This window comes from Streptomyces hebeiensis, assembly GCF_052983195.1.
The window spans coordinates 4,935,458-4,949,609 of record NZ_CM129812.1 but is presented as its reverse complement, the minus strand read 5'-3'; the positions used below and the strand labels follow the sequence as shown (position 1 = coordinate 4,949,609).

At 70.6% G+C, this 14,152-nt stretch carries 16 protein-coding genes and 1 pseudogene; 6 read left to right on the top strand and 11 right to left on the bottom strand.

Annotated features, from left to right (window positions below):
* Nucleotides 1–4: 4 nt before the first annotated feature.
* On the top strand, nucleotides 5–430 hold the full coding sequence (locus ACU6P3_RS21310; RefSeq protein WP_447193672.1) for a VOC family protein: 426 nt from the start codon (nucleotides 5–7) through the stop codon (nucleotides 428–430).
* 108 nt (nucleotides 431–538) lie between these two features.
* Here ACU6P3_RS21310 and ACU6P3_RS21305 read toward each other — a convergent pair whose 3' ends face one another.
* From ACU6P3_RS21305 to ACU6P3_RS21290, 4 genes and pseudogenes are all read right to left on the bottom strand, one after another.
* The gene (locus ACU6P3_RS21305; protein WP_447193671.1) at nucleotides 539–1,612 is read right to left on the bottom strand and encodes an alkene reductase; all 1,074 of its coding nucleotides are present in this window, start codon (nucleotides 1,610–1,612) and stop codon (nucleotides 539–541) included.
* 264 nt (nucleotides 1,613–1,876) lie between these two features.
* Entirely contained in the window at nucleotides 1,877–2,170 is a 294-nt protein-coding gene (locus tag ACU6P3_RS21300) for a hypothetical protein (protein WP_447193670.1), read from the bottom strand.
* Complete coding sequence (locus ACU6P3_RS21295; RefSeq protein ID WP_447198000.1) at nucleotides 2,167–2,424, bottom strand: DUF7848 domain-containing protein; 258 nt, start codon at nucleotides 2,422–2,424, stop codon at nucleotides 2,167–2,169. Before ACU6P3_RS21295 ends, ACU6P3_RS21300 begins: the two co-directional genes overlap by 4 nt.
* Nucleotides 2,425–2,487: 63 nt before the next feature.
* A pseudogene (locus ACU6P3_RS21290) lies at nucleotides 2,488–2,739 on the bottom strand (hypothetical protein); the annotation flags it as partial.
* A 105-nt stretch (nucleotides 2,740–2,844) separates the two neighbouring features.
* Here ACU6P3_RS21290 and ACU6P3_RS21285 point away from each other — a divergent pair.
* The 4 genes from ACU6P3_RS21285 to ACU6P3_RS21270 all read left to right on the top strand — a co-directional run bounded on the left by ACU6P3_RS21285 (nucleotide 2,845) and on the right by ACU6P3_RS21270 (nucleotide 5,881).
* Nucleotides 2,845–3,681, top strand: a complete 837-nt coding sequence (locus ACU6P3_RS21285; RefSeq protein ID WP_447193669.1) for a helix-turn-helix domain-containing protein — start codon at nucleotides 2,845–2,847, stop codon at nucleotides 3,679–3,681.
* Complete coding sequence (locus ACU6P3_RS21280) at nucleotides 3,678–3,890, top strand: DUF397 domain-containing protein (RefSeq protein ID WP_447193668.1); 213 nt, start codon at nucleotides 3,678–3,680, stop codon at nucleotides 3,888–3,890. The genes ACU6P3_RS21285 and ACU6P3_RS21280 overlap by 4 nt, the downstream gene beginning before the upstream one ends.
* A gap of 191 nt (nucleotides 3,891–4,081) precedes the next feature.
* Nucleotides 4,082–4,813 (top strand): L,D-transpeptidase family protein, encoded by a 732-nt coding sequence (locus ACU6P3_RS21275; RefSeq protein WP_447193667.1) that lies wholly within the window; start codon nucleotides 4,082–4,084, stop codon nucleotides 4,811–4,813.
* 78 nt (nucleotides 4,814–4,891) lie between these two features.
* Entirely contained in the window at nucleotides 4,892–5,881 is a 990-nt protein-coding gene (locus tag ACU6P3_RS21270; protein ID WP_447193666.1) for a sigma-70 family RNA polymerase sigma factor, read from the top strand.
* Between the two features lie 47 nt (nucleotides 5,882–5,928).
* On the opposite strand, the gene ACU6P3_RS21265 is transcribed toward ACU6P3_RS21270, so the two are convergent.
* The gene (locus tag ACU6P3_RS21265; RefSeq protein ID WP_447193665.1) at nucleotides 5,929–6,315 is read right to left on the bottom strand and encodes an STAS domain-containing protein; all 387 of its coding nucleotides are present in this window, start codon (nucleotides 6,313–6,315) and stop codon (nucleotides 5,929–5,931) included.
* 69 nt (nucleotides 6,316–6,384) lie between these two features.
* On the opposite strand from ACU6P3_RS21265, the gene ACU6P3_RS21260 reads away from it, so the two are divergent.
* Nucleotides 6,385–7,071, top strand: coding sequence for an HAD family hydrolase (locus ACU6P3_RS21260; protein WP_447193664.1), 687 nt, complete (start codon nucleotides 6,385–6,387; stop codon nucleotides 7,069–7,071).
* On the opposite strand, the gene ACU6P3_RS21255 is transcribed toward ACU6P3_RS21260, so the two are convergent.
* The 6 genes from ACU6P3_RS21255 to ACU6P3_RS21230 all read right to left on the bottom strand — a co-directional run bounded on the left by ACU6P3_RS21255 (nucleotide 7,064) and on the right by ACU6P3_RS21230 (nucleotide 13,816).
* The gene (locus ACU6P3_RS21255) at nucleotides 7,064–7,648 is read right to left on the bottom strand and encodes a Uma2 family endonuclease (protein ID WP_447193663.1); all 585 of its coding nucleotides are present in this window, start codon (nucleotides 7,646–7,648) and stop codon (nucleotides 7,064–7,066) included. The two genes, ACU6P3_RS21260 and ACU6P3_RS21255, sit on opposite strands and share 8 nt — an antisense overlap.
* A gap of 97 nt (nucleotides 7,649–7,745) precedes the next feature.
* Entirely contained in the window at nucleotides 7,746–9,023 is a 1,278-nt protein-coding gene (locus ACU6P3_RS21250) for a thymidine phosphorylase (protein WP_447193662.1), read from the bottom strand.
* Between the two features lie 212 nt (nucleotides 9,024–9,235).
* Nucleotides 9,236–9,679: a cytidine deaminase gene (locus ACU6P3_RS21245; protein ID WP_447193661.1), complete on the bottom strand. Its 444-nt coding sequence runs from the start codon at nucleotides 9,677–9,679 to the stop codon at nucleotides 9,236–9,238.
* Nucleotides 9,676–10,989 carry an ABC transporter permease gene (locus ACU6P3_RS21240; protein WP_447193660.1) on the bottom strand — a complete coding sequence of 438 codons (1,314 nt, stop codon included), beginning with the start codon at nucleotides 10,987–10,989 and terminating at the stop codon, nucleotides 9,676–9,678. Before ACU6P3_RS21240 ends, ACU6P3_RS21245 begins: the two co-directional genes overlap by 4 nt.
* Complete coding sequence (locus tag ACU6P3_RS21235) at nucleotides 10,986–12,176, bottom strand: ABC transporter permease (RefSeq protein WP_447193659.1); 1,191 nt, start codon at nucleotides 12,174–12,176, stop codon at nucleotides 10,986–10,988. The genes ACU6P3_RS21240 and ACU6P3_RS21235 overlap by 4 nt, the downstream gene beginning before the upstream one ends.
* Entirely contained in the window at nucleotides 12,173–13,816 is a 1,644-nt protein-coding gene (locus ACU6P3_RS21230; protein WP_447193658.1) for an ABC transporter ATP-binding protein, read from the bottom strand. Before ACU6P3_RS21230 ends, ACU6P3_RS21235 begins: the two co-directional genes overlap by 4 nt.
* Nucleotides 13,817–14,152: the final 336 nt, after the last annotated feature.

Genomic DNA, 14,152 nt, shown 5'->3' with positions numbered 1-14,152 from the left:
CCGCATGAACGCAGAAACCACGGAATCCACGGGAACCACGGGAACCCCGGCGGCCGCCGCGCCCGCCATCCGCTACGCCGCCGTCACCTTCGACTGCGCGGACCCCGCCGAACTGGCCCGCTTCTACGGCGAGGCCCTCGCCCTGCCCACGGTGTACGCCGGCGACGACTTCATCATGCTCGGCCAGGAGGGGGCCCCGGGGCTGGGCTTCTACCGGCTGCCCGACTACCGCCCGCCGGCCTGGCCGGACCCCACGGGGGAACGGGGAAAGCAGGCGCACCTGGAGCTGGGGGTGGCGGACCTGGACGAGGCCGAGGCCCGGCTGGTGTCGCTGGGTGCCGTCAAGGCGCAGGAGCAGCCGAACCCGGACCGGTGGCGGGTACTGCTGGACCCTGCCGGTCACCCCTTCTGCGTCACGAACCTGGCCTGACCGCGACGGGCACGGGGCGGGCCGGCCCGCCCGTCGGCGGACAGGAGGAACTCTGACGCCTGTCCGCCCGCTCGCCTGTCCGCCCGCTCGCCCGCTCGCCCGCTCCGATCAGGCGGTGTACTGGTACGCCGGGTAGGTGAGGTAGCCCGCGTCGCCACCCTGGTAGTACGTGGCCGTGTCGACGGGGGCGACCGGCAGGCCGGTGCGGAGCCGTTCCACCAGGTCGGGATTTGCGATGAAGGCGCGGCCGAAGCTGATCAGGTCAGCGCCCAGACCGAGCCAGTGGTCGGCCTCGGCCCGGTCGGTCTGCTTCGGGCCCATCGGGAGCACCGGGTTCACGATCAGGGTGCCGGGCCACGCGCGGCGCAGCCCGAGCAGTACCTCCTCCTCGGCGGTCGCCTCCAGGTGCACGTAGGCGAGGTCGAAGCGGGCGAGTTCGGCGAGCAGGGCCGCGTACAGTTCCGGCACCTCCGTCTCCTCGACGCCCCAGAAGGTGCCGCCGGGCGAGAGCCTGATGGCGGTGCGGGCCGCGCCCACCGCGTCCACCGTGGCGGCGACCGCCTCGACGGCGAAGCGGATGCGGTGGGCGATGGGGCCGCCGTAGGAGTCGGTGCGCAGGTTGGCGTTGGAGGACAGGAACTGCGAGATCAAGTAGCCATTCGCGCCGTGCAGTTCGACGCCGTCGAACCCGGCGTCGACAGCGCGCCGGGCGGCCTCGGCGTACGAACGGGCCTGCTCGGGCACCTCGGAGGTGTCCAGGGCGCGCGGGACCGGCGCGGGCTGCGGCCCGGTCGGGGTGAACACGTCACCCACGGCGGCGACGGCCGAGGGCCCGACCGGCTGGAGACCGGTGGTGTCGGGGTGCGAGACCCGGCCGCCGTGCATGATCTGGGCGAAGATGCGCCCGCCGTTGGCGTGCACCGCGTCGGTGACGGGCCGCCACGCCGCCACCTGCTCGTCGGTGTGCAGACCCGGGGTGCCCGGGTTGGACTGCCCGACCAGGCTCGGCTGCACCCCCTCGCTGATGATCAGCCCGGCGGTGGCCCGCTGGGCGTAGTAGACCGCCATGGACGGGGTCGCGAGGCCCCCGGCCGCGGCCCGGACCCGGCTCATCGGGGCCATCACGACACGGTTGGGCAGCTCCAGACCGCCGAGGCGGTGGCGGTCGAACAGCGTGGTCATGGCGGAACTCCTTCGTACGCGTCAGAGGCCCTGGAAAGGCGGGCCCGACAAGCACGCTAAAACCTGACGTCAATGTGAGAGACAAGCCATGTGGCCGGGGTCACAGCCCGGGCCCGCCACGACGCCCGCCCCGCCGCCGCTTGACGGCGTGCTACCGGAAGCCGTCAACGGCAAGACCGATGATCAGGAAGCACAGCGCGGCCGAGCACACCAACACCGTGGCGCCGGAGGCGAGCAGCCACCATCCGACGTGCTTGACGGACTTCACTTCCCGGCCTCCTCCTGCCCGGAGTCGAGCACACGCAGGTGCGTGTGCGGCCGGGCGTGGCTCTGTACGCTGCGGCACATGCGCCGGACGCAGGAGCCGCAGTAGTAGAGATCCGCGACCTGGCCACCGGGGATGGTGGCGGTTCCCACCCACAGCACGCGAAGCCATGGCCGCTCGCACCAGCCCCAACACGCTCCCCAGGTCCAGTCGTTGCCGTCCTCCGTCCGGGCGGGCGCGGGAGTGCTGGGCCGGTCGGCGCGCGGTGCGCCGTACCGGGCGATCGGGCTCACGACGGGGCCTCCGTGCGCAGCAGCGTCCATGGGCGTTGGATCACTTCCGTGAAGTCCGTGTGCTGCGGGTGGTCCCTCACGTGGGAGAACGTCCAGCCTCTGGCGGTCTCGAACAGCTCGGAGGTGGGGGATTCCGCGCCGCACCGCTTCCCGTCGTCACTCTCGGCCGCGCACCGGAAGGTGTGAAGGGTGGGCGGATCGCCCGCGCGGTTCGGCGTGATGGTCCAGTCGACGAATCCGTGGCGCCGCCCCATGTCCGCGCTCCGTTCGGGCGTGAGGATCGAGGCGAGGGCGGCGGTGAAGACGGCCGAGTGCGCGTCGCCCCGGCTCCGGGCGTTCTGCCGCGCGTTCTCGATACGCAGCCGTTCGGCGACGGTCGGCGGCCGGACGTGCCGGGGCTCGGCCTCCCACTCGTGCCCGCCGCCGACGGGACGCAGGGACCAGTACGGGCCGGCGAGCCCTCGGAACTCTCCAACTCGGTCACCACGACTGGTGTCCACCATGAGCGCGCCGTGGGCGGGGACGGGCGGGGGATTCTGCCCAGTCGACGGGACGTTCTCTCCACACATGACCACTCCTCTCCGTAACCGTTTGACTACCAGCACGGCTCAGCGTGGCCTAGAGTCGAGACCCGTTCAACGTGTCAGACACGGACGAAAGGCTGGTACCAGCCGTTGAACCGCAAGGAGTTGAACCCGGAGAGCAGTCCGGAAGCTGCCTTCGGGGCGCGTGTCCGCAGTTCACGGGAGGGGCGAGGTTGGAAGCAGGAAGACCTCGCCGAGCGGATGGAATATTCCAGCACGCATATTTCGGCCGTGGAAACCGGTCGCAAGATGCCAACTTTTCGCTTCGCGCGCAGCGCCGACCGAGCATTCGGCACCGGAGACTCGGCGGACACGTTCGAGCGTCAGTGGCGCGAGATTCGGCACGGCAGCCTGCTGGAGGGCTTTCCCGAGTACGTCGGGTACGAGGGCCGGGCAGTGGAAATCAGACTGTACGAGATCGGGATCATTCCCGGACTGTTGCAGACACCGGACTACGCCCGGGTGTTGGCCGAGAGCGCCGTACAGAGAGGGGCCATTTCACCCGAGCAAGCAAGCGAGCGAGTGTCGTTCCTGATGGAGCGACAAGAGGCACTGGAGCGAAAACGTCCGCCCATGGTCTTCGTGGTGATGGACGAGAGTTGCGTCCGCCGGACTGTCGGCGGGCTCGATGTCATGGGCGCTCAGCTTGAACGACTGGTCGAGTTCGCCGCTCGCCCCAACACGATGCTCCAGATGGCACCGTTCGACATAGGTGAACGCCGCCCGTTCGATCTGCCGGTCAACTTGCTGACGATGGCTGACCGATCGGTCGTCGCCTATGCCGAGTCTCAAGCTCAAGGGCACTTGGACCGTGAGGCCACCTCTGTGCTTCCCATACTGACGGCCTACCATCAACTGCAGGCAGAAGCGCTCTCGCAGGCAGCATCCGTGGCCGTGATCAAAGAGGCACGAAAGGGCATCCAGTGACGTCCGACGAAACCCCCCGCTGGTTCAAATCCTCCTACAGCAACAACGGTGGTAACTGCGTCGAGGTCGCCGCCAACCTTGCCGCCGGGCGCGGCATCGTCCCCGTCCGTGACTCCAAGAACCCGGGCGGCCCGGTCCTGGACTTCCCCGTCGACGCGTTCGCCTCGTTCGTGGCCGGCGTCAAGGTCGCGGAGTTCGGGGCGGCCTGACCTTTCCCGGCACCCGGCTCCGTACGCGCCACCACAGGAACGGCCCCGTCGTACCTCCGAGTCGGAGGTACGACGGGGTCGTTTCCGTGCGTGCTCGCGCAACCATGCGTGCCCCCGGCGTGTCCAACCCTTCAGGACGCGTCAACGCGTAAAGGCACGCGTCGAGTTGAGGGTTGAAGGGGGCCGGGCACATGGAACATCGCAGACGGCAACATTCCGAACGACTGACGCGCGCTCGTCGCGCGGGGATCGCCACGGCCGGGATCGCCGGCCTCGTGGTCCCGCTGGCCGTATCGCTGGCCACGGCCGCGCCCGCGCAGGCGGCCTCCTGCACCACCAGCACCGGCCCGTACCAGAAGAAGGTCGAGAAGTTCCTGGGCAGGCCGGTGGACGGCAAGCAGTCCGCCGCCGACTGCAAGGCCACCCGCGCCTTCCAGGCCAAGCACGGCATCACCCCGACGATCGGCTACGCGGGACCCGTCACCTGGGGCGTGATGGACCTGATGAACAAGCAGAAGGCGGCGGGCAAGACGCCCGACAAGGCGAAGAAGTGCCCGACGAACAAGGGCCGTATCGCCTGCGTCGACCTCACGCGGCAGCTGAGCTGGATCCAGGACGGCAAGAAGCTGGTGTACGGGCCCGTGCCGGTGCGCACCGGGCGCGACGGCTACGAGACCAGGACCGGGCTCAAGAAGATCTACTGGAAGCACAAGAACCACGTCTCCACGATCTACGACGTGCCCATGCCCTACAGCCAGTTCTTCGACGGCGGCCAGGCCTTCCACTCGGCGAACCTGAGCATGTGGAACCCGCCCGGTTCGCACGGCTGCGTGAACATGACGTCGAAGGACGCGGCGGCGTACTGGTCGCGGCTGAAGACGGGCGACGATGTCTACGTTTATGGCCGTAAGCCGGGAACCTGAGCCGTTTGTCAGTGCCCTGCTGTAGCTTCCGGGGTGTGGGGGTCTTTGGGGTGACCTCCGGGGCGAGTGGGGTGACCGATGAGTGATCTTGTTGCGGCGCAGGAACCGGATTCCCGGCTGGAGCAGTACCGGACGGAGCTGACCGGTTACTGCTACCGGATGCTCGGGTCGTCCTTCGAGGCCGAGGACGCCGTGCAGGACACGCTGGTGCGCGCGTGGCGGAGCTTCGAGAAGTTCGAGGGGCGGTCGTCGCTCAGATCCTGGCTGTACCGGATCGCGACGAACGTCTGCGTGGACATGCTGAACGCGGGCAATCGCCGGGCCCGTCCCATGGACCTGACCGCCGCCACACCGGTGGCTCAGGCCCAGCTCACCGCCCGCCCGGAGACGACCTGGCTCGAGCCGGTGCCGGACGGCCGGGTGCTGCCCTCGGTGGCGGACCCGGCCGAGGCGGCGGTGGAGCGAGAGACGATCCGGCTGGCCTTCGTCGCCGCGCTCCAGCACCTGCCGCCCAAGCAGCGCGCCGTACTGATCCTGCGGGAGGTGCTGGCGTGGAAGGCGAGCGAGGTGGCCGAGCTGCTGGACACGTCGGTCGCCTCGGTCAACAGCGCGCTCCAGCGTGCGCGCGCCACGCTCGCCGACTCGCCCCCTGCCGCCTCCGATCCGGCGAACCCGCTGGACGAGGAGCAGAAGGCCCTGCTGGAGCGGTACGTGGCGGCGTTCGAGGACTACGACATGAAGGCGCTGACCACCCTCCTGCACGACGACGCGAAGTTCACGATGCCGCCGTTCGACCTGTGGCTCCAGGGCCACGACGACATCACCGGCTTCATGCTCACCATCGGCGCGGGCTGCCGGGGCTCGCGCCTGGTGCCGACGGTGGCCAACGGCACGCCCGCCTTCGCGCACTACAAGCCGGCGGAGTCGGGCGACGGGTTCGTGCCGTGGGCGCTCCAGGTCCTGGAGATCGAGGACGGCAGGATCGCCGGGCTGCACTGCTTCCTGGACACGGATCGCTGGTTCCCGCTGTTCGACCTGCCGCCTCGGCTGGAGAAGGCTGACGGCTGACGGTCACAGGGACGGGCGGCTGCCCGTCACAGGGGCGGACGGTGCGGTCAGGGCGGGTCCCCGGACGGCTCGAACGGCTGCGCCTCCGCCACCTCCGCCAGCCCCACGAGGTCCAGCAGCAGCCGCAGTTCCCGTCCGGCCCCCACCAGCCGCAGTCGGCGTCCGTGCCGGAGCGCGGTGAGGCGCAGCCGGGCCAGGGCGTCGACGGCGGCGAGGTTGGCGCGGTCGAGCCGGGTGACGTCGCAGATCACGTCATGGACCACCTCGGGGGCCGCGTCGCCCCAGGGTGGGCCGATGTCCCCGGGCGGGCCGGCGTCTCCAGGGGCTCGGGGCGTGTCGCGGAGCTTGAGGCTCAGCTCCGCGCACAGCCTCGGCACGTCGGCCGGGGTGAGCGTGCCGACAAGGGCGAGCGAGATCGGTTCCGTGGCATCCACACGGAAGAGACCGGCCACACACCCGGAACTCATCGCGACGCCCTCGGCACGGCCCGTACGCTGCCGGGCATGACCTTCGATCCCGCACCTGCCGACGACCAGCCGATCGAACTGGTGATCTTCGACTGCGACGGCGTACTCGTGGACAGCGAGCGCATCGCCGTACGGGTGGACGCGCGGGTATTCGCCGCGCTGGGCTGCCATTTCACGGAAGAGGAGATCATCGAGCGCTTCGTCGGCTCGTCGTCCGAGATCTACGAGGCCGCCGTCGAGGAGCGGCTGGGGCGCCCGCTGGAGCCGGGCTGGCACCTGCCGTACAAGCATCTCTACGAGGAGGCGTTCGCCACGGAACTGACGGCGGTCGACGGCATCGCCGAGGTGCTGGAGAGCTTCGGGCTCCCGTTCTGCCTCGCCTCGAACGGCGGGCACAAGGGCATCCGCCGCAATCTTCGGACGACGGGGCTGTACGGCCACTTCGAGGGCCGGATCTTCAGCGCCGAGGACGTCGCCCGGGGCAAGCCCGCCCCGGACCTGTTCCTGCACGCGGCCCGCACGCTCGGGGCGGACCCGGCGCGCTGCGTGGTGGTGGAGGACAGCCCGTACGGCGTCCAGGCGGCCCGGGCCGCCGGCATGCGGTCGTTCGGCTACGCGGGCGGCCTGACGGCGGCGCACCGCCTGGAGGGCCCCGGCACGGTCGTCTTCGAGGACATGCGCGCGTTGCCGGGGCTGCTGGCGGCCGGGTTCCCGGTCAGCTGACCGGGAAGGTGGCGGTGTCGAGGGTGAGGTCGAAGGGGGCGGGGAGGGTGAGCTTGTCGCCGTACTCGACCGACTCCAGGACGCGGTAGGTACCGCCCTGGGGTTCCCCGTAGAGCGTCGCCGTCGGCCGGCCCGAGTGCCAGGGATCGAGCAGCAGGTAGAGCGGGACGCCGGCCTGGGCGTAACCGTGAGCTTTGGCGATGCGGTCATGGTTGGCGTTGCCGCGTGAGGTGATCTCGACGGCGAGCTTGGCCCGGCCCGCCGGGAACAGTTCTCCGGGCGCGGGCTTGTCTTCTTCCGCCACCACCAGGAGATCGGGAATGTAAAGGCCTCTACGGCTCGGTACGGACGTCCCTAGGGTTTGGACGATCTCCCACTCCTCGGGAAGCACGGTGTACAGACGACGCTGCAGCCTGCCGGCAGTGAAGTTGTGGTCCCAGGACGGCGGCGGTGACACGGTGACGATCCCCTCAATGATCTCCACCTTGTAGCCCTCGGGTGCGTCCGTCTCCTTCCAGATACGGACGAGGTCGTCCCAGCCGTGGCCCGGCTCGTGGTCGACGGTGAGTGCGCTCATGGCGGTCTCCATTTCGTTGCGTCACCGATCTCAGCATGCCGAACGGGACCGGTGGCCGTCCACCGGTCCCGTTCATCCGAATGGGTGTCCTCGCTGATCAGGCGATACGTTCCCGCACCACCGGCGTCGCCTCGTACGCCGTCCCCGCCGGGGCGACATCGTACGTGTCCGCCAGCGCCTGGAGCGCGTAGTCGAACCTCTCCGGCGTGTCCGTGTGCAAGGTCAGCAGCGGCTGTCCCGCCGTGACCGTCTCACCCGGCTTGGCGTGGAGCTCGACGCCCGCGCCCGCCTGGACCGGGTCCTCCTTACGGGCGCGGCCCGCGCCGAGGCGCCAGGCGGCGACGCCGACCCCGTAGGCGTCGAGGCGGGTCAGGACGCCGGACGCCGGGGCCGTGACCACGTGCTGTGCGCGGGCCACCGGGAGCTTCGCGTCCGGGTCGCCGCCCTGAGCACTGATCATCCGGCGCCAGACGTCCATCGCCGAGCCGTCGGCCAGCGCCTTCGCCGGGTCCGCGTCCGTCAGGCCCGCCGCGTCGAGCATCTCGCGCGCCAGGGCCAGGGTCAGCTCCACCACGTCCGCCGGGCCGCCGCCCGCGAGGACCTCGACGGACTCGCGGACCTCCAGCGCGTTGCCCGCCGTACGGCCGAGCGGGGTGGACATGTCGGTGAGCAGGGCCACCGTCCGTACCCCGTGGTCGGTGCCCAGGCCCACCATGGTGGAGGCCAGCTCACGGGCGTCCTCGACAGTCTTCATGAAGGCGCCGGAGCCGACCTTGACGTCCAGGACCAGCGAGCCGGTGCCCTCGGCGATCTTCTTGGACATGATCGAGGAGGCGATCAGCGGGATCGCCTCCACCGTGCCCGTGACATCGCGCAGCGCGTAGAGCTTGCGGTCCGCCGGGGCCAGCCCGTCGCCCGCCGCGCAGATGACGGCGCCGGTGGAGTCCAGGACGTCCAGCATCTCGGCGTTCGACAGCAGCGCCCGCCAGCCGGGGATGGCCTCCAGCTTGTCCAGGGTGCCGCCGGTGTGGCCGAGGCCGCGCCCGCTGAGCTGCGGTACGGCCGCGCCGCACGCCGCCACCAGCGGGGCCAGCGGCAGCGTGATCTTGTCGCCGACGCCGCCCGTCGAGTGCTTGTCGGCCGTGGGCCGGGAGAGCGCGGAGAAGTCCATGCGCTCGCCGGAGGCGATCATGGCGGCGGTCCAGCGGGCGATCTCGGCGCGGTTCATGCCGTTGAGCAGGATCGCCATCGCGAGCGCCGACATCTGCTCGTCGGCGACCTCGCCCCGCGTGTAGGCGTCGATCACCCAGTCGATCTGCTCCGGGCTCAGCTCGCCCCGGTCACGCTTGGTGCGGATGACGGAGATGACGTCCATGGCTTTCCCTTCGTTCTGTTTTTTCAAGGCTCGGTTCGCCTCCGGGGGCGCTTCAAGCCCCTGTCGACGGTCGACCGTGCTCGGTTTGCTCGTACCTCACAAACCTCCGCGCGCTCTCCCTTTCGACAGCGGCCGCGCCCCCTTCGGCTCACTCGCCGGCAGACGTGCGCAGCCGGGACGCATCAGGCACCCTGTGGACGGACCCGGGGCCATTACTTCCGCAGGTGCTCCGGGCCGAAGGACTGCGGCAGCATCTCCTCCAGCCTCCGCAGCCCCGCCGGGGTGTCCAGCACCAGGTCCGGGCCGCCGAACTCGTACAGCAGCTGCCGGCAGCGGCCGCACGGCACCAGCACCTGGCCCGTACCGTCCACGCAGGTGAAGTGGGTGAGCCGGCCGCCGCCGCTCAGGCGGAGGGCCGAGACCAGGCCGCATTCGGCGCACAGGCCGATGCCGTACGAGGCGTTCTCGACGTTGCAGCCGGTGACCGTGCGGCCGTCGTCGACCAGGGCCGCCGCGCCGACCGGGAAGTGCGAGTACGGGGCGTACGCGCGGGACATGGCCTCGCGCGCGGCGGTCCGCAGGGCGTCCCAGTCGACCCCGTCCCCACCGCTCCCGGAGCCGGAGCCGGGGTCCGGAGCGGGCGGCGGGGCCGTCATGTGCCCTGGCCCTTCCGGTACGGCAGACCGTCCGCCTTCGGCATCCGCAGCCGCTGCGCCGAGAGCGCCAGGACCAGCAGCGTCGTCACGTACGGAGCGGCGTCCACGAACTGGCTGGGCACCTGGTCCGTCAGCGCGTACCAGAGGAACAGCAGCGCCGCGACGGCCGCCGAGACCACGGCCGCGACGTACTTCTTCTGGTACAGCTGCCAGGCCACGACCAGCACGAGCAGGATGCCGAGGAGCAGCAGCATGGCGTGCACGTTCTCGGCGCCGCCGCGCAGCTTGAGGCTGTCGGTGAAGCCGAACAGCCCGGCGCCGAGGGCGAGTCCGCCCGGCATCCAGTTGCCGAAGATCATCGCGGCGAGGCCGATGTAGCCGCGGCCGCCGGTCTGGCCCTCCTGGTAGATGCCGGTGGCCACGATCGCGAGGAAGGCGCCGCCGAGACCGGCGAGGCCGCCGGAGACGGTCACGGCGATGTACTTGTACCGGTAGACGTTGACGCCGAGCGACTCCGCGGCGACCGGGTTCTCGCCGCACGAGCGCAGCCGCAGGCCGAACGCCGTGCGCCACAGCACCCACCAGGTGCCGGGCACGAGCAGCAGCGCGACCACGGTCAGCAGCGACAGGTCGGTCACCAGGCCGCCTATGACGCCCGCGAGGTCCGAGACCAGGAACCAGTGTCTGGCCTGGAGGTCCTGCATCCAGTCGGCCAGGCCGGGGACGGTGATCTCGGTGATCGCGTCGATGCGCGGGGACTGCTTGGAGGAGCCGCCCTCGACGCCGTCGAAGGCGAAGTTCGACAGGTAGCGGGTGGCGCCGACGGCGAGGATGTTGATGGCCACACCGGAGACGATGTGGTTCACGCCGAAGGTGACGGTGACGACGGCGTGCAGCAGGCCGCCGAGCGCGCCGCCGAGGATGCCGAGGACGACGCCGGCCCACGGGCCCCACTGGAAGCCGGCCCAGGCCCCGAACCAGGTGCCGAGGACCATCATGCCTTCGAGGCCGATGTTGACGACGCCCGCGCGCTCCGCCCACAGGCCGCCGAGCCCGGCGAGGCCGATGGGGATGGCGAGTTCCAGGGCGCCGGAGACCTGGCCGACCGAGGTGATGTCGTCGGCGCCGCTGATCAGCCGGACCAGCGAGACGAGGGCCAGCGCGCCCGCGATGATCAGCAGGACGACGGGGAGGGTGAGGGGGCGGCGGCCGCCCTTCTTGGGAGCGGAGCCGCGGGCGGAGCCGGAGCCGGCGCGCGTCGTACTCGTACTCGTCGTGCCCGTACTACTGGTGCTCGAACTCGTGCTCACAGCGCGGCCCCCTCCTTCTGGTTCCTGCCGTTGTTGTTCTCGTCGCCCCGGTCGTCGCCGTCCGCGTCGGACCGGCCGGCGGTGTGCGCGGTCGCGAGGGCGCCTCCGGCGGCGAGTTCCTCGCCGACCTTCTGCTGCTGGCGGCGCAGCCCGTAGCGGCGGACGAGTTCGTAGGAGACGACGACGGAGATCACGATCAGGCCCTGCATGATCGTGGCGATCTCCTTCTCGTACCCGTACTGGTCGAGGGAGGCCGACGTCTTGTCGAGGAAGGCGATCAGGAGCGCGCTGAAGGCGATGCCGAGCGGGTTGTTGCGGCCGAGGAGCGCGATGGTGATGCCGGTGAAGCCGATGCCGGTGGGGAAGTCGAGGCTGTAGGTGTGGGTGTCGCCGAGCAGTGTGGGCATACCGGCGAGTCCGGCGACCCCGCCGGAGATCAGCATCGAGGTGAGGATCATCTTCTTGGCGTCGACACCGGACGCCTGGGCCGCGCTCTCGCTGGCGCCCGTGGCGCGCAGGTCGAAGCCGAAGCGGGTGCGGCCGAGGACGAACCAGTAGAGGATGCCGCAGGCGGCGGCCACGAAGGTGAAGCCGTAGATCTCACCGGCCTCGGCCCCCATGGACAGCCCGGGGAACCAGCCGGACTCGGGGATGTCACCCGTCGTCAGGTTGTTGGAGCCGGCGGGCTGGACGCCGAAGTTCTTGGGCAGGATCAGCCAGGCCACGAGGCTGGTGGCGATCGAGTTGAGCATGATCGTGGAGACGACCTCGCTCACCCCGCGGGTGGTCTTCAGGATGCCCGCGATCCCGGACCAGAAGGCGCCGACCAGCATCGCGACGATCACGATGAGCGCGATCTGGAGGGGCCCCGGCAGGTCGACACTGGCGCCGACGAGCGCGGCCATCATCGCCGCGAGCCGGTACTGGCCGTCGACCCCGATGTTGAACAGGTTCATCCGGAAGCCGATGGCGACCGCGAGGGCGGCCAGGTAGTACGTGCCGGCCTGATTGACGATCAGGACCTGGATGTCGACGTAGGTCGCCGACTCGAACATGATCCGGTACGGCTCGACGGGGTCACTGCCGGAGACGAACAGCACCACGGTGGTGAGGGCGATGGCGACGACCAGCGCGAGCACCGGGCCGGCGAAGCCCAGGATCAGCCGGTCCTTGTCGAGTTTCTTCATCGGGCATCGTCCTTCGGGGGTGCTGCCTTCGGCGCCGGTTCCGGAACCTCGGTGGTCTCTGCGGCCTCGGGAGCCTCGGGGGCCGGGGCGGCGGTGTCGTCCGCGCCGTCGGACTCTTCCGTCCCGTGTCCCTCCAGGTGCCCCGTGGCCGCGCCCGTCATCGCCGAGCCCAGCTCCTCCGGGGTGATGGTGGCGGGGTCGGCGTCGGCCACGAGCCGGCCCCGGTACATCACCCGCAGGGTGTCGGACAGCCCGATCAGCTCGTCCAGGTCGGCGGAGACCAGCAGCACGGCGAGGCCCTCGCGGCGCGCCTCGCGGATCTGGTCCCAGATCTGCGCCTGCGCGCCGACGTCCACCCCGCGCGTGGGGTGCGCGGCGATCAGCAGCTTGGGGGCGTGGCTCATCTCGCGGCCGACGATCAGCTTCTGCTGGTTGCCGCCGGACAGGGAGGCCGCGGTGACCTCGATCCCGGGCGTGCGGACGTCGTACTCACGCACAATGCGTGTCGTGTCCTCGCGCGCGGCCCGCGGACTGAGGAGCCCGCCCCGGCTGTTGGGCCGCTCGGTCACATGGCCGAGGATGCGGTTCTCCCAGAGCGGTGCCTCCAGCAGCAGCCCGTGCCGGTGCCGGTCCTCCGGTACGTAACCGATCCCGCGCTCGCGGCGCTTGCGCGTGGGCGCGTGCGAGATGTCGGCGCCGTCGAGGGTGATCGCGCCGCCGTCGGGGTCGCGCAGCCCCATCAGGGCCTCGATCAGCTCGGTCTGGCCGTTGCCCTCGACGCCGGCGATGCCGAGGACCTCGCCCTGGTGGATGGTGAAGGTGATGTCGTCGAGGACGTCGCGTATGGCTCCGTCCGGGTCCGTCGCGGTCAGCCGCAGCCCGGCGACGTCCAGCATCGGCCGGTCCGTCACCGTCGACTCGCGGGTCTCGGGCGAGGGCAGCTCGCTGCCGACCATCAGCTCGGCGAGCTGCTTGGAGGTGGTGGCCGCCGGGTCGGCGGTGCCCACGGTCGTACCGCGCCGGATGACGGTGATCTCGTCCGCGACCGACAGCACCTCGCCCAGCTTGTGCGAGATGAAGATGACCGTCAGGCCCTCGGCCTTGAGCTCGCGCAGGTTCTCGAAGAGGGCGTCGACCTCCTGCGGGACCAGGACGGCGGTGGGCTCGTCCAGGATGAGGATGCGGGCGCCCCGGTAGAGGACCTTGAGGATCTCCACGCGCTGCCGGTCGGCGACGCCGAGGTCCTCGACGAGCGCGTCGGGGCGGACGCCGAGACCGTACGCCTCGGAGATCTCCACGATCTTCTTGCGGGCCTTGGAGCCGATGCCGTACAGGTTCTCCGCGCCGAGGACGACGTTCTCCAGCACGGTGAAGTTGTCGGCGAGCATGAAGTGCTGGTGCACCATGCCGATGCCGCGCGCGATGGCGTCGGCGGGGCCGGCGAAGGCGACCTGGTCGCCGTCGACGGTGATGGTTCCCTCGTCGGGCTTCTGCATCCCGTAGAGGATCTTCATCAGGGTGGACTTGCCGGCGCCGTTCTCCCCGCAGAGGGCGTGCACGGTGCCCTTGTGGACGGTGATGTGTATGTCGCTGTTGGCGACGACGCCGGGGAAGCGTTTGGTGATGCCGTGCAGCTCCACCGCGGGGGGAGCCGCCGTGGAGGGGGCGGAGGCGGGGGCTGTGCTGGACGCGTTGATGACGGACTCTCCTTGGCCGAAAAGGAGTGGAGGGGCGGGTGAGACAGGTGAGGCAGGCGGGGTGAAGCTATCGCGCCGGAGGTACGTCTACACGCGTAGCGCAGCCGAATCGTAAGGCAAGGGTGTGCGGCCTGCCGAGTGATCGGCCAGGACGCGGAGGAGTGGGTGTGCGAGGAGGCGGGGGCGGGAGCCGGGGCCGGGGCCGGTCCCGTGCCGGGAGCGTCGGCGCGGACCGGAGCCCCCGGCCCGGGACCGGTCCCGGTGGCCGGGACCGACCGG

Coding starts and splice junctions, on each gene's coding strand:
- ACU6P3_RS21310 (WP_447193672.1), top strand. CDS start 5: ATGAACGCAGAAACCACGGAATCCACGGGAACCACGGGAACCCCGGCG.
- ACU6P3_RS21305 (WP_447193671.1), bottom strand. CDS start 1,612: ATGACCACGCTGTTCGACCGCCACCGCCTCGGCGGTCTGGAGCTGCCC.
- ACU6P3_RS21295 (WP_447198000.1), bottom strand. CDS start 2,424: ATGGGGCGGCGCCACGGATTCGTCGACTGGACCATCACGCCGAACCGC.
- ACU6P3_RS21275 (WP_447193667.1), top strand. CDS start 4,082: ATGGAACATCGCAGACGGCAACATTCCGAACGACTGACGCGCGCTCGT.
- ACU6P3_RS21270 (WP_447193666.1), top strand. CDS start 4,892: ATGAGTGATCTTGTTGCGGCGCAGGAACCGGATTCCCGGCTGGAGCAG.
- ACU6P3_RS21260 (WP_447193664.1), top strand. CDS start 6,385: ATGACCTTCGATCCCGCACCTGCCGACGACCAGCCGATCGAACTGGTG.
- ACU6P3_RS21255 (WP_447193663.1), bottom strand. CDS start 7,648: ATGAGCGCACTCACCGTCGACCACGAGCCGGGCCACGGCTGGGACGAC.
- ACU6P3_RS21250 (WP_447193662.1), bottom strand. CDS start 9,023: ATGGACGTCATCTCCGTCATCCGCACCAAGCGTGACCGGGGCGAGCTG.
- ACU6P3_RS21245 (WP_447193661.1), bottom strand. CDS start 9,679: ATGACGGCCCCGCCGCCCGCTCCGGACCCCGGCTCCGGCTCCGGGAGC.
- ACU6P3_RS21235 (WP_447193659.1), bottom strand. CDS start 12,176: ATGAAGAAACTCGACAAGGACCGGCTGATCCTGGGCTTCGCCGGCCCG.